This is a genomic window from Streptomyces sp. NPDC088246 (assembly GCF_044741025.1).
Taxonomy (GTDB): domain Bacteria; phylum Actinomycetota; class Actinomycetes; order Streptomycetales; family Streptomycetaceae; genus Streptomyces.
Genome location: NZ_JBIURV010000023.1, coordinates 136,523 through 156,045, shown reverse-complemented (window position 1 = coordinate 156,045; position 19,523 = coordinate 136,523). Strand labels below are relative to the sequence as shown.

Below are 19,523 nucleotides of genomic sequence, written 5' to 3'. Positions count from 1 at the left end.
CGTCCGCACCCGGCGGAACGAGCCTGCCCGAGCACCGCTGTTCCGGCCACCCGCCGCAGCCGGCCGTGCCGAGACCCCCGCTTGGAACGTCCGATCGAAACGTCCAAACAGTCTCATCAGACGAATGCCCCGTGCCCGGCGGACACCGCGCCGCGCACTCGACAGTGACGGAAACCCCTGTGATCACCACTTCGGGCCTCACGAAGGTCTACCAGTCGCGCGGCCGCGAGGTCACCGCCCTGGACGGCGTCGACCTGCACGTCCGCGAGGGCGAGGTGTACGGCGTCATCGGACAGAGCGGTGCCGGAAAATCCTCCCTCATCCGCTGCGTCAATCTCCTGGAACGCCCCACCTCCGGCACCGTGACCGTGGCCGGCCAGGACCTCACCGCCCTCGCCGGCCGGGGCCGCCGGGCCGGCAAGGAGCTGCGCGAGGCGCGCAGCCGCATCGGCATGGTCTTCCAGCACTTCAACCTGCTGGCCTCGCGCAACGTCCAGGACAACGTCGAACTCCCGCTGGAGATCCTCGGCGTCTCTGGCAAGGACCGCTCCCGCAAGGCCCTCGAACTCCTCGACCTGGTCGGCCTCGCCGACAAGGCCAAGGCCTATCCCGGCCAGCTCTCCGGCGGGCAGAAGCAGCGCGTCGGCATCGCCCGCGCGCTCGCCGGAGACCCCAAGGTGCTGCTCTCCGACGAGGCGACCTCCGCCCTCGACCCCGAGACCACCCGCTCCATCCTCCAGCTGCTGCGCGACCTCAACCAGCAGCTCGGCCTGACGGTCCTGCTCATCACGCACGAGATGGACGTCGTCAAGACGATCTGCGACTCCGCCGCGCTGATGCAGCGGGGACGCATCGTCGAATCCGGCACCGTCGGTGAACTGCTCGCCACCCCCGGCTCCGAACTGGCCCACGAGCTGTTCCCCGTCGGCGGTACGGCCTCCGGCCCCGATCGCACGGTCGTCGACGTCACCTTCCACGGGGAGGCCGCCACCCAGCCGGTGATCTCCCAGCTCTCCCGTACGTACAACATCGACATCTCGATCCTGGGCGCCGCGATGGACACCGTCGGCGGCAACCAGATCGGCCGGATGCGCATCGAACTGCCCGGCCGCTTCGAGGAGAACGTCGTCCCGATCGGTTTCCTGCGGGAGCAGGGCCTGCAGGCCGAGGTCGTGGAGCACGACGCCGCCGCCATCCCCATACTGACCCCCGCCCCGCTCACCAAGGAGGTGGCGAAGTGACCTGGTCCGAAATGCAGCCGCTGCTCACCCAGGGAACCATCGACACCCTTTACATGGTGCTCTGGTCCGCGGTCGTCACTGCTCTCGTGGGGCTGCCGCTCGGCGTCCTGCTGGTCCTCACCGACAAGGGCGGACTGCTCCAGAACACCCCGGTGAACAAGGTCATCGGCGTGATCGTGAACATCGGCCGCTCGCTGCCGTTCATCATCCTGCTGATCGCCCTGATCCCCTTCACCACCTGGGTCGTCGGTACCTTCATCGGCCCGACCGCGATGATCGTGCCGCTCGCCGTCGGCGCCATCCCGTTCTTCGCACGGCTCGTCGAGACGGCCGTCCGCGAGGTCGACCACGGGCTCGTCGAAGCCGTCCAGTCGATGGGCGGATCCATCCCGACGATCGTGCGCAAGGTGCTGCTGCCACAGGCCCTGCCCTCGCTCATCTCCGGCGTCACCACCACCGTCATCGTGCTGATCGGCTACTCCGCGATGGCCGGCGCGGTCGGCGGCGAGGGGCTCGGCTCCAAGGCCGTGACCTACGGATTCCAGCGCTTCGACAACCAGTTCATGCTCATCACCGTCGCGCTGCTGATCGTCATCGTGACCGTGATCCAGCTGATCGGCGACGGAGCCGTACGCCTGCTGGCCCGCCGGGGCCGCACCACCACCTGAGACCTCCTCTCCGCTCAAGCCCGAACTCCTTGTCCGGGCGCACCACCCTCACCACCAGAAAGAGGCACTTTTCGTGCGTAAGAACATCAAGATCACCGCAGCTGCCGCCGCCACCGCCGCCCTGGCCTTCGGCCTCACCGCCTGCGGCACGTCGTCCGACCCGGCCTCCAAGAGCGAGACCGGCGCCAAGGCCGACACCTCCAAGGCGCTCGTCGTAGCCGCGTCCCCGACGCCGCACGCCGACATCCTGAACTTCGTCAAGAAGAACCTGGCGGCCAAGGCCGGCCTCAAGCTGGAGGTCAAGGAGTTCACGGACTACGTCCTGCCGAACACCGCCACCGAGACCGGCCAGGTCGACGCCAACTTCTTCCAGCACGCGCCGTACCTCGACGACTTCAACAAGAAGAACAACACCCACCTCGTCTCCGTCGGCACCGTCCACCTGGAGCCCCTCGGCCTCTACTCCAAGAAGGTCAAGGCCATCGGTGACATCAAGTCCGGCCAGACCATCGCGGTGCCCAACGACACCACGAACGAGGGCCGCGCCCTCCAGCTGCTCGCCGAGAACGGTCTGATCACCCTCAAGTCCGGCGTCGGCACCGACGCCAAGCTGAGCGACATCACCGACAAGAAGGGCCTGGAGTTCAAGGAGCTGGAGGCCGCAACCGTGCCCCGCGCCCTGAACGATGTGGACGCCGCCGTCATCAACGGCAACTACGCCATCGAGGCCAAGCTCAAGCCTGCCAAGGACGCCCTGGCGCTGGAGAAGGCCGACGGCAACCCGTACGCCAACATCATCGCGGTGAAGAAGGGCAACGAGAAGGACGCCCGCGTCCAGAAGCTCGTGAAGCTCCTCCACTCCGACGAGGTCAAGAAGTTCATCGAGGACACCTACCAGGGCTCGGTCGTCCCGGCCTTCGGCACCGCCGCCAAGTCCTGACATCCGTACGTAATTTGTCCGACGAGCCCCGCACACCCCGCCAAGGGGGGCGCGGGGCTCCGTCGTACGGACCCGCCCATGCACAACGCCGGCCCGATGCTGCATGCTGTGCCTTTACACGGTCTTCGGCATGGAGCTGCGCATGACTTCCACCTTTCCGGACATCTCCATCAGCACGGATCGGTTGGTGCTGCGCCCCTTCGACATGGCGGACATCCCCGCGTACATCGAGATGATGAACGATGAACTCGTCACCGCCTGGACCGAGGCTCCTCACCCCTACACCCAGGTCGACGCCGAACGCTGGGTCCGCAGGATCGCACCCGCACAGCGCACCACGGGCGACGGCATCGTCTTCGCCGTCACCGAATTCCTCACCCAGCGACTCGTCGGTTCGGTCCGCCTGCGCAACACCGACTGGCGCACCCTCGCCACCGAGGCCGCGTACATCACCGCCCCCTGGGCACGCGGCGAGGGATACGCCACCGAGTCCGTGCTGGCGCTGGCCCAGTGGCTCTTCCGTGACCAGGGCTTCGAGCGCATCGAACTGCGCACCGCCGCCGACAACACCGCCTCCCAGCAGGTCGCCCAGAAGCTCGGCTGCATCAGCGAGGGAGTGCTGCGCAACGCCCGCATAGCGCGCACCCGGACCGAGAACGGCACAGACGGAGGCTGGACCGACATCAGGACCGACCTGATCGTCTGGGGCCTGCTTCCCGAGGACCTCGAAGGGGTCGCCGAGCAGCTCGCCGACGCGGGCGGCTACGGCGCCTACAACGACTGGAACTGACCCCTCGAAGGGGTCCTGACACCGTACTGGTACGGACCGGGTACTCTCACCCTGCCCGCCCCTCGCGGGGATTCCCACCTGCGACAACTCCAGGAGACTGACGACAGATGGCCGATCGGGTCACCGTGATCGGCTGGGACGGCTCGCCACTGACCGGAGCGGCCACGGCCGCCCTCTCGGCCGCCACGCTCGTCGCCGGAGCCGCCCACCACCTCGCACTCCCCGAAGTCCCGGCGAACGCCGAACGGATCCGCCTGGGCTCCATCGACCTGGCCGCCCGCCGGATCGCCGGACACCGCGGCAGCGCCGTGGTCCTCGCCGACGGAGACCCCGGCTTCTTCGGGGTCGTACGCAATCTCCGCGCACCCGAGCACGGCCTCGAAGTCGAAGTGGTGCCGGCCGTGTCCTCCGTCGCCACCGCGTTCGCCCGCGCCGGGATGCCGTGGGAGGACGCCCAGATCGTCGTCGCCCACCCCCGCACCCTGCGGCGCGCCGTCAACGTCTGCCGCGCCCACCACAAGGTCGCCGTCCTCACCTCGCCCGGCGCCGGCCCCGCCGAACTCGCCCTGCTCCTCGAAGGCGTCCACCGCACTTTCGTCATCTGCGAGGAACTCGGCACCGCACGCGAACAGGTCAGCGTCGTCACATCCGAAAAGGCCGCCGACCACGTCTGGCGCGATCCCAACGTGGTGATCGTCATCGGCGGCGGCCCCGAACCGCAGGCCACCGGCGCCTGGATCGCCGGCCGTCACCCCGCCTGCCCCCGTGGCGTACGAGGCTGGGCACTGCCCTCCCATGCCTACCCGGGCGGCGCCACGGACGCCGGGGACGAGAGTGGCGAGGGCGAGTCCCCGGGGCTGCGCGCCGCCCAACTGGCCCACCTGGGCCCCCGCACCGGAGACCTCCTGTGGGACATCGGTTCCGGCAGCGGGGCCCTGGCGGTGGAGGCCGCCCGTTTCGGGGCGGCGGTCCTGGCGGTCGACAGCGACCCGGCGGCCTGCGCCCGCACCGCGGCGTCGGCCCGGTCCTTCGGAGTCCAGCTCCAGGTCGTCGAGGGCCGGGCACCCCACGTGCTGGAACGGCTGCCGGAGCCCGATGTCGTACGGATCGGGGGCGGGGGAGTCCCCGTCGTCACCGCCGTCACCGAGCGCCGGCCCGAGCGCATCGTGACCCATGCGTCGACGCGCGACGAGGCCGAGGCACTCGGCGCGGCACTCACCGGGAACGGGTACACCGTCCGGTGTTCGCTCCTCCAGTCCGTCGAACTCGACACGGCCGCATGGTCGGAGCGCGAACGCTCGGTCGTGTTCCTGCTCTCGGCGCAGCGTTCGGACCTCGCCCCCTGACCCGGTCGGCGTACAGCGCGAGGTAGGCTGGCCGATCGTTGCACCGCGGCTGGACGTTCGTCGCTTCGTTCGTCAATGTCCGGAAAAGGGGATCGCTTTGGCCCCCGTTGTGGTACGGCAGAACCGGGGGATGCGCGACGTGGCGCAGTCCACAGCGGGCCGTGGCGAAATGAGCTGCCGCGGCGGCGAACGGCCGCGAGAATGCAGGATGTCCGCGACCGTTTCGTGCCGCGCGGCGCGCCCGCTCGTTCTTGTTGACGAGCGCCGGCGTGCCGTGGTCGGGCGTCCCGGGCGATGGGCCGAAGGAGCACTGACGATGGGCGAGGGGTACGCATGAGTGACACCGGCCAGATCCCGGGTGAGGGACTGCCGGAGAACGCAGGCATGGTGGAGCAGCCGGGCATCGCCGCCCCGGATGCCTACACCTACCTCGCTCCCTCCGAGCATGCGTCCGAGGACGACGATCTCCTGCTGATGCCGAGCCCCCAGGGCGCCTGGGGCGACCCGCAGGCGGTGCCGGCCCCCGGTCAGTACCCCGAGGGCGTCGCCGCGCAGGCACTGCTGCCCGAACAGGGCGCCTACCAGGCCCAGCCCTCGGCGCACGCGGTCCACTCCCAGCCGGTCGGCGAGGCTCCCGCGCAGCCCCAGGGGCCCGTGCAGGTGCAGGAACCGGTCCAGACGCAGGTCGCGGACGCATACGCCGCACAGCAGCCGGTGGCCGAACCCCTGCCCGGGACCGGCCAGGGGACGCACGAGACCGGTGGCCGCGACTCCGGTTCGGTCGACCTGAGGGGCGTACGCATCCCGTCGCCCACCCCGGCTCCCGCCCCGGCCACGGCAGCGCAGACCCAGGCCCCGGTGCGCCGGCCGCTGCATCGCGGCCCGGTCGCGGCAGACGGCGGGCCGTCCTACGGCGGAACGCCGAGCGGCGGTGTGGTCCGCTCGCTCGCCGACCGCGGACCGGCGGGCGCGCCCCAGGCGCAGGCCCAGACCCAGGCCCAGGCCCCCGCACGGCACGCCGGACCGCCGACCACCGGGCCCGAGTACTTCGAGACGCCGGTTGACGAGGCGGCCGCACTGCAGGGCCCGCAGCTCGGTGAGATCCTGCCGCAGAGCGGAAGCCCTTGGCCGGCCGAGGCGCCGCAGCCGGCCGTTCCCCCGGTAGCGGCAGAAACGGTCGTGCCGGAGCCGGTCGCCGAGCCGGTAGCGGCGGCACAGCAGGCACAGCCGGTGCAGATCGCTCCGGTAGTGGTGCCCGAGGCCGTGAGCGCTCCCGAGGCCGATGCGGTACCGACCACTGTCGAGACTTCCGTCGAGGTTCCGGCGGAGGTTTTTGCCGGGGCACAGGCCGGGGCACAAGCAGAGGCTGTGCCCGAGGTGGCTGCCGAAGTCGCTGTCGTCGCATCGGAGGACATCGCGGAAGCCGCTCCCACGGGCCAGTTCGTGCCCGTGGAAGGTTCGGTGCCGACGGCCCCGCACCTGGCCCCGACCCCCGTGGTGGAGCAGGCCGTGGAAAGCGAGCCCGAGCCCGAGCGCGTGGTGTTCGCGATGGAGCCGGTCCAGCCCGCTCAGCCCGAGGCCGCCGAGGCCGCGGAAGTGGTCGAGACTGTCGAGAACGTCGCGCCCGCCGAAGCTCCTGAGCCGATCCCCGCGCCCGTCCCCGAGGCCGAGGTTCCGACGGTGGCCGAGCCGGAGCCCGAACCGGGCCCGGAGGTCATCGAGACCCCGGACATCACGCCCCCCACGGACAGTGCAGAGGCCACGGAGACCGCGCCCGCGGAGTCCGCACAGCCCGAGGCCCAGCCCCGGGCCGAGGAAGCGGAGGTTCCCGAGGTATCCGAGTCCGAAGAGACCGGGACTCCCGCCTCCGCGCCCGCCCCCGGCTACGACGATGCCGAGCGCGAGGCCGTCCTGCGGGTCATGCGCGAGCGCCGCGACATCCGCAACGGCTTCCGCAGCGACCCGATTCCGCACGAGGTCCTGCTCCGCGTCCTCGAAGCCGCGCACACGGCGCCCAGCGTCGGCCACTCGCAGCCCTGGGACTTCGTCGTCATCCGCTCGGCGGAGACCCGTCGTTCCATGCACGAGCTGGCACAGCGCCAACGCGACGCCTACGCCAAGTCGCTTCCCAAGGGCCGGGCCAAGCAGTTCAAGGAGCTGAAGATCGAGGCCATCCTCGACACGCCGGTCAACATCGTCGTCACCGCCGACCCCACCCGCGGCGGCCGCCACACCCTCGGCCGGCACACCCAGCCGCAGATGGCCCCCTACTCCTCGGCGCTCGCCGTCGAGAATCTGTGGCTCGCCGCCCGCGCCGAAGGGCTCGGCGTCGGCTGGGTCAGCTTCTTCGACGAGCGCGAGATGGTCCGCGCCCTGGGCCTGCCCGAGCACCTCGAAGTCGTCGCGTACCTCTGTGTCGGTTACGTCGACGAGTTCCCCGAGGAGCCAGAGCTGATGCAGGCGGGCTGGTCCAAGCGCCGCCCGCTGTCCTGGGTCGTCCACGAGGAGACGTACGGCCGTCGTGCACTGCCCGGCGAGGAGCCGCACGACCTGCTGCAGGAGACCATCTCCAATATCCGTCCGCTGGATGCCAAGGCGCTCGGCGAGGCCTGGGAACGCCAGAAGCGGATGACCAAGCCCGCTGGTGCGCTCGGGATGCTGGAGATCATCTCCGCGCAGCTCTCGGGACTCTCCCGGATGTGCCCGCCGCCGATCCCTGAGCCCGCGGCCGTCGCAATCTTCGCGGGTGACCACGGAGTGCACGCCCAGGGCGTCACGGCCTGGCCGCAGGAGGTCACCGGCCAGATGGTCGCCAACTTCCTCGGCGGCGGCGCGGTCTGCAACGCGTTCGCGGCCCAGGTCGGCGCCGAGGTGTGCGTCGTCGACGTCGGCGTCGCCACGGAGCTGCCCGCGACCCCCGGCCTGCTGCCGCGCAAGGTGCGCGCCGGGACGGCCGACTTCACGACCGGGCCGGCCCTCACCCGTGAAGAGGTCCTCGCGGCCATCGAGGTCGGCATCGAGACCGCCCGTGATCTGGTCGCGGCAGGCAACAAGGGCCTGCTCACCGGTGAGATGGGCATCGCCAACACCACCGCGTCGGCCGCACTGATCTGTGTGTACACGGGCATGGACCCGGCGGAGGTGACCGGTCGCGGTACCGGCATCAACGACGAGATGCACGCCCGCAAGGTCGATGTGGTCCGCCGGGCCCTCGAACTCCACCAGCCCGACCCGGCAGACCCGATCGGTGTCCTGGCATCGGTCGGCGGCCTCGAACACGCGGCGATGGCCGGCTTCCTGCTGGGTGGTGCCTCGCTCCGTACGCCCGTCATCCTCGACGGCGTGAGCGCGGGCGCCGCGGCCCTGGTCGCCCGGGCGATCGCCCCCGAGGCCCTCGCCGCCTGCATCGCCGGCCACCGCAGCGCCGAGCCCGGCCATGTCGCCGCGCTCAACAAGCTGGGCCTGCGCCCGCTGGTCGACCTCGACCTCCGCCTCGGCGAAGGCACGGGCGCGCTGCTGGCGCTGCCGATCGTGCAGAGTGCGGCGCGGGCGATGCATGAGGTGGCGACGTTCGACTCGGCGGGCGTCACGGAGAAGTAGCCCCTCCACCGGACCCGCGCTCTCAATCACCGAAGGGCTTGTTCTCCGGCCTCGTCGGCGATCGAGGCGCGGGGGTCCGGGGCGGAGCCCCGGTTACGGGAAGGGCGGGCAGGGGAACAAGCCCGGCGCAGGTGCCCCGCGCACCCCACCCCGTATCGTGGACCCCGTCCCAGAAACCCGCACGTCACAGCCGCTCCACCGCCGCAGCGGCCCGCACCCCGCACCTTACGAGGAGCCGCCCCGCCATGGCCGAGCACGCAGATCACGCCGATCACCCTGCGTACCCCGTCGGACTGCGTCTCAGCGGCCGCCGAGTCGTCGTGGTCGGCGGCGGCCAGGTCGCCCAGCGCCGGCTCCCCGCGCTCATCGCGGCAGGGGCCGACATCGTCCTCGTATCGCCGGCCGCGACCCCGTCCGTCGAGGCGATGGCCGACGCGGGCGAGATCCGCTGGGAGCGCCGCCCGTACGCCGACGGGGACCTGGCCGACACCTGGTACGCACTCATCGCGTCCGACGACACCGCGGCGAACGACGCCGCCTCCGCCGAGGCCGAGCGCACCCGCACCTGGTGCGTCCGCAGCGACAACGCCGACGCCGCCACCGCCTGGACCCCGGCCACCGGCCGCAGCGAGGGCGTGACCGTCGCCGTCCTCACCACCGACACCCATGGCCGCGACCCCCGCCACTCCGCCGCCGTCCGCGACGCCATTGTCGAGGGCCTGCGCGACGGCACCCTCGCCGCACCCCACCACCGCACCCGGACCCCCGGTGTCGCCCTGGTCGGCGGCGGCCCCGGCGACCCGGACCTGATCACGGTGCGCGGCCGCCGCCTCCTCGCCGAGGCGGACGTCGTCATCGCGGACCGCCTCGGCCCGCGCGACCTGCTCGACGAACTCCCGCCGCACGTCGAGGTGATCGACGCCGCGAAGATCCCGTACGGCCGCTACATGGCCCAGGAGGCGATCAACCAGGCGCTCATCGAGCACGCCAAGGCGGGCAAGGCCGTCGTGCGGCTCAAGGGCGGCGACCCGTTCGTCTTCGGCCGCGGCATGGAGGAGGCCCAGGCGCTCGCCGCCGAAGGCATCGCCTGCACCGTCGTCCCCGGCATCTCCAGCTCGATCTCCGTGCCCGGCGCGGCCGGAATCCCCGTCACCCACCGCGGTGTGGCCCATGAGTTCACCGTCGTGAGCGGCCATGTCGCACCCGACGACGAGCGCTCGCTGGTCGACTGGCCGGCCCTCGCCCAGTTGCGCGGCACGCTCGTGCTCCTGATGGCCGTCGACAAGATCGGCGCGATCGCCCGTACCCTCATCGCCCACGGCAAGGCCCCCGAGACCCCGGTCGCCCTGGTCCAGGAGGGCACAACGGCAGCCCAGCGCCGGGTCGACGCAACGCTCGCGACCGTCGCCGAACGGGCAGTCGCCGAAGACGTACGTCCCCCGGCCGTCATCGTCATCGGCGACGTCGTGGCGGTCGGCGCGAGTTCCGTATCGCTCCCCGCCGAATAGCCGGCGCGAGCGCCGCCCGCACCCCGCCGAGTAACCAGCGGTAACGGATTTTCTCCCAAGCCGTTGGCACCACACACCGGACAAGGCAGTATCAAACCCGTGGCTGATCTCATCACCGTCGACGACCCCGACGACCCCCGCCTGCGCGACTACACCGGACTGACCGATGTCGAACTCCGGCGCAGGCGAGAGCCCGCCGAGGGCCTCTTCATCGCCGAGGGCGAGAAGGTGATCAGACGCGCCAGGCACGCCGGGTACGAGATGCGGTCGATGCTGCTCTCGGCGAAGTGGATCGATCTGATGCGCGACGTCATCGACGAGGTCCCGGCCCCGGTGTACGCGGTCACTCCCGAGCTCGCCGAGCGCGTCACCGGTTACCACGTCCACCGCGGCGCCCTCGCCTCGATGCAGCGCAAACCGCTGCCGACGGCCGACGAACTGCTGGCGGCGACCCGCCGGGTGGTCGTCATGGAGGCCGTCAACGACCACACCAACATCGGGGCGATCTTCCGCAGCGCCGCCGCCCTCGGCATGGACGCCGTACTTCTCTCCCCGGACTGCGCCGACCCGCTCTACCGGCGCTCCGTCAAGGTCTCGATGGGCGCGGTCTTCTCCGTTCCCTACGCCCGTCTCGATACCTGGCCCAAGGCCCTGGAGACCGTACGGGAAGCGGGCTTCAAACTTCTCGCGCTGACCCCGGACGAAAAGGCCAGCAGCATCGACGAGGCGGCACCGCACCGGATGGACAAGGTGGCGCTGATGCTCGGCGCCGAGGGGGACGGACTGTCCACCCAGGCCCTGGTGGCCGCCGACGAATGGGTGCGCATCCCGATGGCGCACGGCGTCGACTCGCTGAACGTGGGAGCGGCCGCCGCGGTCGCGTTCTACGCGGTGGCATCAGGCCGTCCGCAGAACTGACCGCCTACCGAGGCTGCAGGCCCTGTTCCTGGCCCTCGCCCTGATTCTGGTTCTGGGGCTGCGTCTGGCTCTCGCTCGCGCCCAGCCCGCGGGCCGGACCCTGGCAGCCCTGCGCCGCCGCGATGCCCAGCGCGACCAGCAGCGTGACCACGACGAAGACGACGAGCCGCTGCCGCAGCAGCCGCGGGTTGGCGGGACGCCGCCCCGTCGAAGTCTTACGGGCCCCGGGCCGCGTTCCAGGCCGGCCGTTCGTCCCGTTCGTGCCCTGCGGGCGCTTGCCGGACCGTGTCGTGTTGCGCGGCGGCTGATGCTGCTGAGGGCGCGAACCACCGGTGCGGGGCGCCCCGGCCCTCGACGACGTGGCCTGCCGGCTGCTCCGAGGTTGCTTCTGCTGACGGGGTGCCGGAGGAGCCGTACGCCGGGTCTGCTGCTCGGTGTACGGGCCGTCGAGACGTCCGGTCGGCCGGTCCAGCTCCTGTGCCGAGCGCTGAACGGGCGGACGGCTCTCGTGCAGACCCTGCGCCTCCCGCGCCGCGATCTCCTTGAGCCGCATGGAGAGTTGAAGCGTGCTCGGCCGCTCCTCGGGGTCTTTCGCCAGACAGGCGCTCACCAGCGGCGCGAGCGCATCGTGCACGTCGTACAACTGCGGTTCCTCGTGCACCACGCGGTACAGCATCACCTCGGAACTGCCGTGCCCGAAAGGCGAGTCGGCCGTCGCCGCATACGCCAGTGTGGCACCGAGCGAGAACACGTCCGTCGCGGGCGTCACGGCCGCGCCGCGCACCTGCTCGGGCGCCAGGAATCCCGGCGAGCCCACCGCCGTACCGACATGGGTGAGCGTGCTCGCCCCGGTCGCCCAGGCGATCCCGAAGTCGATGATCCGGGGGCCCTTGGGGGAGAGAAGGATGTTCGAGGGCTTCAGGTCACGGTGGACGACACCGGCCTCGTGCACCGCCACCAGGCCCTCGGAGAGCGCCGCCCCGATCGAGGCCACCTCGGCCGCCGACAGCGGACCCTCCTCGGCCACCTTGTCGTGCAGCGAGGGCCCCGGGACGTACTGCGTGGCGAACCACGGGCGGTCCGCCTCCAGATCGGCGGCCACCAGACGCGCCGTACAGCCACCGCGGATCCGCCGCGCGGCGGACACCTCGCGCGCGAAGCGCGAGCGGAACTCCTGGTCCTCCGCCAGATCCGGACGGATCACCTTCAACGCCACCCGCTGGCCCCGCCGGTCCGAACCGAGGTAGACGACACCCATGCCGCCCGCTCCGAGCCGCCGGTGCAGCCTGAACGAGCCGACGACACGCGGGTCCTCGCGCCGGAGCCGCATCATCGCCATGTCTGCCCATCCCCGCTGCCTGGTACGCCTGACGAGGCACAGCTTACGTACCCGGCGCCCGGGGCGCTCAGAGGCCGCGCCCTCGCCCGCCGATCGATTGTCAGTGCGCGGCACTGTCCATGACGGGGAGTGGGGCCGCAGCCGGTCCCGCATCGAACGGTGCCAGGTCATCAAAGTGGTTGTGGTGAAGTGGGGTTGGAGCTGTGAGGGCTGCGGACCCGACGAGTGGGGGCGCGACACGGACCCCGCGGGGAGGGGGCCGCGGCGACTGGGGCGACGTACCCACGGCCCACGGCCGGGAGCCGCGGGCGCGGGCGAGTGAGTGAAGTCACGGTCGCCGTCCCACCTGCCGCCGCATCCGTCCGCCCACCTGCATCCACAACATTCCGGGCACCCCTCCGGGATGACCCCGGGATCAGACGCCCGATCTCCACCCAGGGGAGTACATCGACTACCCGGGGCTCATCCTCCGGGAGGCCCGGAATTCGGTACGCGGGCATGACGTCGTACGCCTTCCGCGTCCCTAATGTTGAAGTCAAGCGGCGGGCGCAGCACTCGTCCCCCGAGGTCACGCGCCCGCCGCTCCACATTCAGTCAGGAGAGGAACCATGGCGGACACGGCAGCGAGGACCATGATCCGCACGCGGGGACGCAGGGTTCATGCCTCGTTCGGCAGCCGCCCGTCGTCCGGTACGCGCCACCCGCTGGTGGCGACGGCGATGGTTCTTCCTCTGGCGGCCCTGCTCGTAGTCGTCTTCGGCGGCTGGGACGCAGTGGTCACACAGGCGTCGTCCGTGGGCGTGATGCTGGGGCGCTGAGCGGCGCCCCGGGTCCGGAAGAGCGGTCCGGACCGGGACATCCGGCCAACAACCCCGTGGGGACGGGGGTGCGGCGGACGGCAGCGTTTGTCCGGTCAGCTGGGGAGCTGACCGGACATCGCGCTGTCCGGGCTCGCTTCGCGACGCGCGTACGCTCATCGGCGGGCCCGGCGCGTATCGGGCCGCCCGCACCTGTTCGCCACCGGGGAGACCGTGACCACCGCAGTCGTACGCGCGCTGGGCGCCCTCGCCCACCGGGCCGCCCACACCCGTCCCGAGGACATCTGTGCCTGCCCGCCACCAGCAGTGCTCGCCGACCGTGCGGACGGCACGGTGGTCCGCAGCGGGCCCGTCGTCGCAAAGGCGCACGCCCCCGGCACGGACACCCCCGACCTGCTGACCCGGCTGACCCTCGCGAACGACCCCCGCCTGGCCGGCATCCTCCTCGCCCCCCTGCAGCCCCGGCCCCCCGTACCCTCCACCACCTTCCAGGGCCGCCCGGTCACTCTGTGGCCGCACGGCAACCCCGTCGACCCCGGCGACCCCGACGCCGCCCCCTGGGAAGAGGCCGCCGTCCTGCTGGCCGGGCTGCACCTGACCCCGCCCCCGCCCTCCCTGGAGCTCCCGCCCATGCGGGGCCCCGCCAAGGCCTCGCTCGCCGTTGCCCGGATGCGCGCCGCCCGGCCCGATGACCCGGCCACCACCCCCGTACGCGATGCGTGGCACCGCCTGCCCGCCTGGGCCCGCGACGAAGCCGCCGCGCCCCCGCACCGCTCCCGCTTCCTGTGCCACGGCGATCTGCACCTCGGGCAACTCGTCCGCCACCCCGCCCCGCACGGCCCCTGGCTGCTCATCGATGTCGACGACGCCGGCCTCGGCGACCCCGCATGGGATCTCGCCCGTCCCGCCGCCTGGTACGCAGCCGGGCTGCTGCCGCCCGAGGTCTGGCTCCGTTTCCTGGACGCCTACCGGGCAGCCGGCGGACCTGCCGTACGCGCCGAGGGCGACCCCTGGCCCGAACTGGACGTCCCGGCCCGGGCCCTGACCGTTCAGACCGCGGCGCTGGCATTCGCCAAGTCTGCGGCGGAGGGTCGAACTCCGGATGAGGTGGAACAGACGATGATCGACGCCTGTGCCCGAATTGCCTCCCTCCCGCCCGAGTTGGCCGCCGATCCCTCGTCGTAGGCTGAACCGACCGTCGGCGGGCAGGTATTCCGGCGACGGCGACCCGACGGCGAGGAGTGAGCCGAACCATGCAGTGTCCCAAGTGCCACGCACAGATGCAGACGTACAACCGCAATGGCATACAGATCGAGCAGTGCAGCGGCTGCCGGGGGATCTTCCTCGACTACGGCGAGCTGGAGTCCCTGACCCGCATCGAGGCGCAGTGGACGCAGCAGGCCCCGCCCGTGCCGCCCGCCCCGCAGGCCTACCCGGCCGCCCCGGCGCCCGCCTGGGGCGCCCCGCAGCACCACGGCGGCCACCACGGCGGTCACTACCGGCACAAGAGCTTCGGCCACATGCTCTTCTCGTCATGAGCGGGCCGACACCGGTGAGCGCCTGACCACGGGCCCGGACGCCTTCCGTCCGGGCCCGCGGTGCGTTCCGCCGTCCGGCCGCTCACCGGTACCCACCGCTGCTGATCGCGGAAACGACAAAGCCCCGGTCGCCGAGACGACCGGGGCTTTTGCTGGTGCGCGATACTGGGATTGAACCAGTGACCTCTTCCGTGTCAGGGAAGCGCTCTCCCGCTGAGCTAATCGCGCAGGGTGAACCTGCGTGTACTGCGTGCGCGATACTGGGATTGAACCAGTGACCTCTTCCGTGTCAGGGAAGCGCTCTCCCGCTGAGCTAATCGCGCGGGGATCCTCGGGGATCAGTGGACGATACTGGGATTGAACCAGTGACCTCTTCCGTGTCAGGGAAGCGCTCTCCCGCTGAGCTAATCGTCCTTGGAGGTGGAGACGGGATTTGAACCCGTGTAGACGGCTTTGCAGGCCGTTGCCTCGCCTCTCGGCCACTCCACCAGGAGTGAGGGTTCGGGAAGATCCCCCACTTTCTGCGAGCGGACGACCAGGTTCGAACTGGCGACCTCAACCTTGGCAAGGTTGCGCTCTACCAACTGAGCTACGTCCGCTTGTCTTTCCCGGTCCGCTTGCGCGTCCCGGCGACGTGTTGAACTCTAGCGGATTCCCGGGCCAGTACAAAAACGCGTTTGTGCAGCGTGCTGAGGTGCGTTCGCCCCGGCGCAGGTCAGCACGCGCCGTCCTAGACTCAACGGCGTGCACGACCTCGCTCCGATGGCCCGCTTCGGCGGCCTCGTCGCGTCCGATCTGCAGGACGTGACCAATGATCCCGCAGCCCTCGACTCGTCCGGCTTCTGGGCCGTATCCGCCGATTTCGAGGGCCGCCTCGTCTGCGCGCGCTTCGCCGCCGTACGTACCGGGGCGGTGCCCGCCCCGGTACGCGGCGCCTGGCGTGGCCCCGCGGCCGGTGACTGGAACTCGTCCCTGGACCGTGCTGCGTACACCGCGGGCGTACGGCGGATCCGCGAGTACATCGCGGCGGGCGAGGTCTACCAGGCCAACCTCTGCCGGGTGATGACCGCGCCACTGCCCGACCCGGCCGCCGCGGACGTGGACGCGCTGACCGCGCTGCTGGCACGCGGCAACCCCGCCCCGTATGCAGGAACGATTCGGCTGCCTGCGCACGGCGTGGAGATCGCCACAGCCTCTCCCGAACTCTTCCTGAGGCGCGACGGCCGGATCGTCGAGTCGGGACCGATCAAGGGCACCGGACGGACCGAGGACGATCTGCTGGAGAAGGACCACGCCGAGAACGTGATGATCGTCGACCTGGTCCGCAACGACCTCGGCCGGGTCTGCGCCACCGGATCGGTCACCGTCCCCGACCTCTGCGTGGTGGAGAAGCACCCGGGCCTCGTCCACCTCGTCTCCACCGTGCGCGGAGAGCTCGCCGAGGGCGCCGGCTGGCCCGAACTCCTCGACGCGGCGTTTCCGCCCGGCTCCGTCACCGGGGCACCCAAGTCCAGCGCCCTCGAGATCATCGAGGAACTGGAGACCGCACCGCGCGGGCCCTACTGCGGCGGCATCGGCTGGGTCGACGCCGACCGCCGCACCGCCTCCCTGGCTGTCGGCATACGGACCTTCTGGATCGACCGGACCGGGACCGCACCGGTACTCCGCTTCGGCACCGGGGCAGGCATCACCTGGGGCTCCGACCCGGAGCGCGAATGGGACGAGACCGAACTCAAGGCCTCCCGGCTGCTCGCTGTAGCGTCGGGCGCTTACGAAGCGACTGGAAGGACCGCGTAATGAGGATTTGGGTCAACGGCGAACTGCGGGACGCCGACGACGCCCGGGTGTCCGTGCTCGACCACGGACTCACCGTGGGGGACGGCATCTTCGAGACGGTCAAGACCGTCGGCGGCAGGCCCTTCGCCCTCACCCGCCACCTCGACCGGCTGACCCGCTCCGCCCGCGGCCTCGGCCTCCCCGACCCCGACCTCGACGAGGTGCGCCGCGCCTGCACCGCCGTCATCGACGCCAACCCGATGGCGCTCGGCCGGCTGCGCATCACTTACACGGGAGGGCTCTCCCCGCTCGGCTCCGACCGCGGCAACGCCGGCCCCGGTCTCGTCGTCGCCCTGGGGGAGGCGGGGCGCCGCCCCGACACCACCGCCGTGATCACCGTCCCCTGGACGCGCAACGAACGCAGTGCGCTCGCCGGGCTCAAGACCACCTCGTACGCCGAGAACGTCGTCGCTCTCGCCCGCGCCCATGAGCACGGCGCGTCGGAGGCGCTCTTCGCCAACACGGTCGGACAACTCTGCGAAGGCACCGGATCCAATGTCTTCGTCGTCCTCGACGGGCAGCTGTACACCCCGCCGGTCGCCTCCGGCTGCCTCGCCGGGATCACCCGTGCACTGGCCGTGGAGTGGGCGGGGGCCGAGGAGACCGACCTGCCGTTCGATGCCCTGGAACGGGCCGAGGAGATCTTCCTGACCTCCACACTGCGTGATGTGCAGGCCGTCCACCGGGTGGACGGCCGGGAGCTGCCCGGCGGGCCGGGGCCGGTGACCGCCAAGGCCATGCGGATCTTCGACGAGCGGGCCGGGAACGACCTCGACCCGTAGAACCCGTACCTCGAACCCGTAAAACAGGGTGACGGGCCGGGGCTCAGTGGATAGAACATCTCCGATGACCACGACCCTCCGGCCGACCGGGCCGATCCAGCAAGGCGCCGACGGCGCGAAGAGCCGTGCATACGACGTGTGCGACAACGGGCGGCCCGTCGGCGCCGTCGAGATCGGCACGGATCCGGCGTTCGGTGCGTCGGCCGGTGTGCTGCGTTCCCTGAGCATCGCCGAGCCGAGCCGGCGGCGGGGACGCGGCACCATTGCCGCGCTCGCCGCCGAAGAGGTGCTGCGTGGCTGGGGCTGCACCCAGGTGCACCTGACAGCACCTGCGGGCAACGAGGGAGCCCAGCGGCTGGCGGCCGCACTCGGCTACACCGAACGCAGCCGGAACATGCTCAAGGACCTCGACCGGACGGCTCCGGCGCCCCCGGACGGTGTCGTCGCCCGGCCGATGAGCGCCGAGGAGTTCGCGCACTGGCAGCGCACCAGCGTCGAGTCGTACGCGCAGTCCTGGATCGACCAGGGCGTCCCGGTCGAGCAGGCCATGCAGAAGTCCCGGTCCGACCACGCCCGTAACCTGCCGAACGGCATCGACACCGCGGGCATGCGTTTCCACGTCCTCGTTGACGAGGGCGCGGTCGTCGGCCATGTATGGGTGTCGGTACGCGAAGACCGCCCGGGTGAAACAACCGGATTCGTCTTCGATGTCGAGGTGAGTGAGGAGCACCGCGGCCGTGGCTACGGACGTGCCCTGATGTGCCGGGCCGAGCACATCACCCTGGACGCGGGCGCCCGCAGCCTCGGGCTGCACGTCTTCGCCGCCAACACGCCGGCCCTGCGGCTGTACGAGTCGCTCGGTTACCGAACGACTCAGTACAACCTGGCCAAGACGCTCTAGGGGCCGCGTCGGCTCAGCCCTGCTCGGCGAGCAGCCGGTCTGCGATCTCCTCGATCCGTTCGCGCAGCCCGTCCTGGCTCTTGCCGCCGTCCAGCCGCTCGTCGCCGATCACATACGTCGGCGTGCCGGTGATCCCGATCGCCTTGCCCTCGGCCTGGTCGGCGTCGACGATCAGCATGTGGCGTCCGTCGATCAGGGCGGTGTCCATCTCCTCGGCGTCCAGACCGAGTTCCCGCGCCACCTCGATCAGCAGCGGCTCGCCGGTGCGGCCGAGGTCGTCGGAACGGGCGAGAACCGCCTCGATGTACGGCCAGTCCTTGCCCTGGGCCGCCGCCTCCTCGGCAGCCTGCGCGGCGGCGTAGGCGTGCTTGTGCTTCTCCAGCGGGAAGTGCCGCAGCCGGACCTCGAGGCGGTCGCCGTACTTGGCCCGCAGGGCGTGCACATCGGTGAGGGCCTGGTGACAGTCGGGGCACTGGAGCTCGCACCAGACGTCGAGGACGACGGGCGCTGCGGGGGTGGAATCGCTCATGCGGCCAGTCTCCCAGGGCCCGCGCGAGCGTCCCAATCGGCAGCCGATCCACTCCGGCTCCGTACGACCGGATCGCTTCCGATCGGCACCTGGGGAGGATGCCGGCCCTGAAATGTCCCTGATGTGGTCCCGGATCGTGGCCGCCCGGGCGGTGACCGGTGCAGGATGGAAGGGACGTTTCCCCTTGCGCCTGGAGGCCCCGATGCTTGCCGAGACCATCTGTTCCGCGGCGTCCGCGGCGGGCCTGGGCATCGCCGCCGTCACCGCGTACCGCAAGCGCTTCCTCGCCGCGGCCCGGATCGCCGCCTACTCCCTGGTGCCGATCGGCCTGGTGCTGACCGGAGTCGTGGACTGGGTCGCCGGAATCGCCTTCAAGCCGAGCGTCTGGATCGGCTTCGGGCTGCTCGCCGTGGCCTGGCTGCTGTTCGTGACCACTCGTGCGATCGAGCGCCGCGGCGTCGGTAGCCGCAAGGAGCGCAGGGCCGCCGCCCGGGCGGCGCAGAGCGAGGCCATCGCTCCCGCGGCTTCGGCGCCCTCCCCCGGGTCCCGGCTCCCGGCGACGCAGACGCAGGCGCGTCCGAAGGCGAAGCCGAAGCAGCAGTCCGCCTCGTCGGGCGAGGACTTCAGCGACATCGAGGCCATCCTGAAGAAGCACGGAATCTGACCCGCGCCCTCCCTCTTCCGGCGGGGGCGGGTGCGTCCTGGATGAATGAATCGATTCATCGCAGCCTTGGCCGTGCAAGGGGATGCAGCCGGGGGTGGAGCTGAT

At 71.2% G+C, this 19,523-nt stretch carries 17 protein-coding genes and 5 tRNA genes; 15 read left to right on the top strand and 7 right to left on the bottom strand.

The genetic code is table 11. From position 1 onward, the window contains the following. Nucleotides 1-179 precede the first annotated feature (179 nt). The 8 genes from ACIPEK_RS29010 (at nucleotide 180) to ACIPEK_RS28975 (ending at nucleotide 11,011) form a co-directional block, all read left to right on the top strand. Nucleotides 180-1,241: a methionine ABC transporter ATP-binding protein gene (locus tag ACIPEK_RS29010; RefSeq protein ID WP_402001804.1), complete on the top strand. Its 1,062-nt coding sequence runs from the start codon at nucleotides 180-182 to the stop codon at nucleotides 1,239-1,241. Next, nucleotides 1,238-1,909, top strand: coding sequence for a methionine ABC transporter permease (locus ACIPEK_RS29005; protein ID WP_402001801.1), 672 nt, complete (start codon nucleotides 1,238-1,240; stop codon nucleotides 1,907-1,909). Before ACIPEK_RS29010 ends, ACIPEK_RS29005 begins: the two co-directional genes overlap by 4 nt. Before the next feature lie 73 nt (nucleotides 1,910-1,982). Next, the gene (locus ACIPEK_RS29000) at nucleotides 1,983-2,849 is read left to right on the top strand and encodes a MetQ/NlpA family ABC transporter substrate-binding protein (protein ID WP_402001798.1); all 867 of its coding nucleotides are present in this window, start codon (nucleotides 1,983-1,985) and stop codon (nucleotides 2,847-2,849) included. Nucleotides 2,850-2,952: 103 nt separating this feature from the next. Beyond that, complete coding sequence (locus tag ACIPEK_RS28995; protein WP_383073787.1) at nucleotides 2,953-3,639, top strand: GNAT family N-acetyltransferase; 687 nt, start codon at nucleotides 2,953-2,955, stop codon at nucleotides 3,637-3,639. Between the two features lie 107 nt (nucleotides 3,640-3,746). After that, the gene (cbiE, locus tag ACIPEK_RS28990) at nucleotides 3,747-4,985 is read left to right on the top strand and encodes a precorrin-6y C5,15-methyltransferase (decarboxylating) subunit CbiE (RefSeq protein WP_402001795.1); all 1,239 of its coding nucleotides are present in this window, start codon (nucleotides 3,747-3,749) and stop codon (nucleotides 4,983-4,985) included. Nucleotides 4,986-5,318: 333 nt separating this feature from the next. After that, a complete protein-coding gene (gene cobT / locus ACIPEK_RS28985) occupies nucleotides 5,319-8,585 on the top strand; it encodes a nicotinate-nucleotide--dimethylbenzimidazole phosphoribosyltransferase (RefSeq protein ID WP_402001792.1) in 3,267 nt (1,088 codons plus the stop codon). Nucleotides 8,586-8,830: 245 nt separating this feature from the next. Continuing rightward, entirely contained in the window at nucleotides 8,831-10,093 is a 1,263-nt protein-coding gene (gene cobA, locus ACIPEK_RS28980) for a uroporphyrinogen-III C-methyltransferase (RefSeq protein WP_402001789.1), read from the top strand. A 99-nt stretch (nucleotides 10,094-10,192) separates the two neighbouring features. Continuing rightward, the gene (locus ACIPEK_RS28975; RefSeq protein ID WP_402001787.1) at nucleotides 10,193-11,011 is read left to right on the top strand and encodes a TrmH family RNA methyltransferase; all 819 of its coding nucleotides are present in this window, start codon (nucleotides 10,193-10,195) and stop codon (nucleotides 11,009-11,011) included. A gap of 4 nt (nucleotides 11,012-11,015) precedes the next feature. On the opposite strand, the gene ACIPEK_RS28970 is transcribed toward ACIPEK_RS28975, so the two are convergent. Further along, nucleotides 11,016-12,350 (bottom strand): protein kinase, encoded by a 1,335-nt coding sequence (locus ACIPEK_RS28970; RefSeq protein ID WP_402001784.1) that lies wholly within the window; start codon nucleotides 12,348-12,350, stop codon nucleotides 11,016-11,018. A gap of 608 nt (nucleotides 12,351-12,958) precedes the next feature. On the opposite strand from ACIPEK_RS28970, the gene ACIPEK_RS28965 reads away from it, so the two are divergent. From ACIPEK_RS28965 to ACIPEK_RS28955, 3 genes are all read left to right on the top strand, one after another. After that, entirely contained in the window at nucleotides 12,959-13,168 is a 210-nt protein-coding gene (locus ACIPEK_RS28965) for a hypothetical protein (protein WP_327276234.1), read from the top strand. 213 nt (nucleotides 13,169-13,381) lie between these two features. Continuing rightward, nucleotides 13,382-14,353 carry a phosphotransferase family protein gene (locus ACIPEK_RS28960; RefSeq protein ID WP_402001781.1) on the top strand — a complete coding sequence of 324 codons (972 nt, stop codon included), beginning with the start codon at nucleotides 13,382-13,384 and terminating at the stop codon, nucleotides 14,351-14,353. Nucleotides 14,354-14,421: 68 nt separating this feature from the next. Next, complete coding sequence (locus tag ACIPEK_RS28955; RefSeq protein WP_030968663.1) at nucleotides 14,422-14,706, top strand: zf-TFIIB domain-containing protein; 285 nt, start codon at nucleotides 14,422-14,424, stop codon at nucleotides 14,704-14,706. Between the two features lie 153 nt (nucleotides 14,707-14,859). On the opposite strand, the gene ACIPEK_RS28950 is transcribed toward ACIPEK_RS28955, so the two are convergent. From ACIPEK_RS28950 to ACIPEK_RS28930, 5 genes are all read right to left on the bottom strand, one after another. Continuing rightward, nucleotides 14,860-14,934 (bottom strand) — tRNA-Val (locus ACIPEK_RS28950). A 23-nt stretch (nucleotides 14,935-14,957) separates the two neighbouring features. Then, nucleotides 14,958-15,029: transfer RNA gene (locus tag ACIPEK_RS28945), tRNA-Val, on the bottom strand. A 19-nt stretch (nucleotides 15,030-15,048) separates the two neighbouring features. Then, nucleotides 15,049-15,120 (bottom strand) — tRNA-Val (locus ACIPEK_RS28940). A gap of 1 nt (nucleotide 15,121) precedes the next feature. Then, nucleotides 15,122-15,195, bottom strand: a tRNA-Cys gene (locus ACIPEK_RS28935). A gap of 37 nt (nucleotides 15,196-15,232) precedes the next feature. Continuing rightward, nucleotides 15,233-15,305 (bottom strand) — tRNA-Gly (locus ACIPEK_RS28930). A gap of 163 nt (nucleotides 15,306-15,468) precedes the next feature. Here ACIPEK_RS28930 and ACIPEK_RS28925 point away from each other — a divergent pair. From ACIPEK_RS28925 to ACIPEK_RS28915, 3 genes are all read left to right on the top strand, one after another. After that, the gene (locus ACIPEK_RS28925; protein WP_402001849.1) at nucleotides 15,469-16,503 is read left to right on the top strand and encodes a chorismate-binding protein; all 1,035 of its coding nucleotides are present in this window, start codon (nucleotides 15,469-15,471) and stop codon (nucleotides 16,501-16,503) included. Next, on the top strand, nucleotides 16,503-17,324 hold the full coding sequence (locus tag ACIPEK_RS28920) for an aminotransferase class IV (protein ID WP_402001778.1): 822 nt from the start codon (nucleotides 16,503-16,505) through the stop codon (nucleotides 17,322-17,324). The genes ACIPEK_RS28925 and ACIPEK_RS28920 overlap by 1 nt, the downstream gene beginning before the upstream one ends. Before the next feature lie 64 nt (nucleotides 17,325-17,388). Further along, nucleotides 17,389-18,225, top strand: coding sequence for a GNAT family N-acetyltransferase (locus ACIPEK_RS28915; protein WP_402001775.1), 837 nt, complete (start codon nucleotides 17,389-17,391; stop codon nucleotides 18,223-18,225). A gap of 13 nt (nucleotides 18,226-18,238) precedes the next feature. Here the strand turns inward: ACIPEK_RS28915 and ACIPEK_RS28910 are convergent, their stop codons facing one another. Continuing rightward, a complete protein-coding gene (locus ACIPEK_RS28910; RefSeq protein WP_402001772.1) occupies nucleotides 18,239-18,754 on the bottom strand; it encodes a DsbA family protein in 516 nt (171 codons plus the stop codon). Between the two features lie 202 nt (nucleotides 18,755-18,956). Between ACIPEK_RS28910 and ACIPEK_RS28905 the strand changes: the two genes are divergently transcribed. Continuing rightward, complete coding sequence (locus ACIPEK_RS28905; RefSeq protein ID WP_402001769.1) at nucleotides 18,957-19,418, top strand: hypothetical protein; 462 nt, start codon at nucleotides 18,957-18,959, stop codon at nucleotides 19,416-19,418. Nucleotides 19,419-19,523 lie beyond the last annotated feature (105 nt).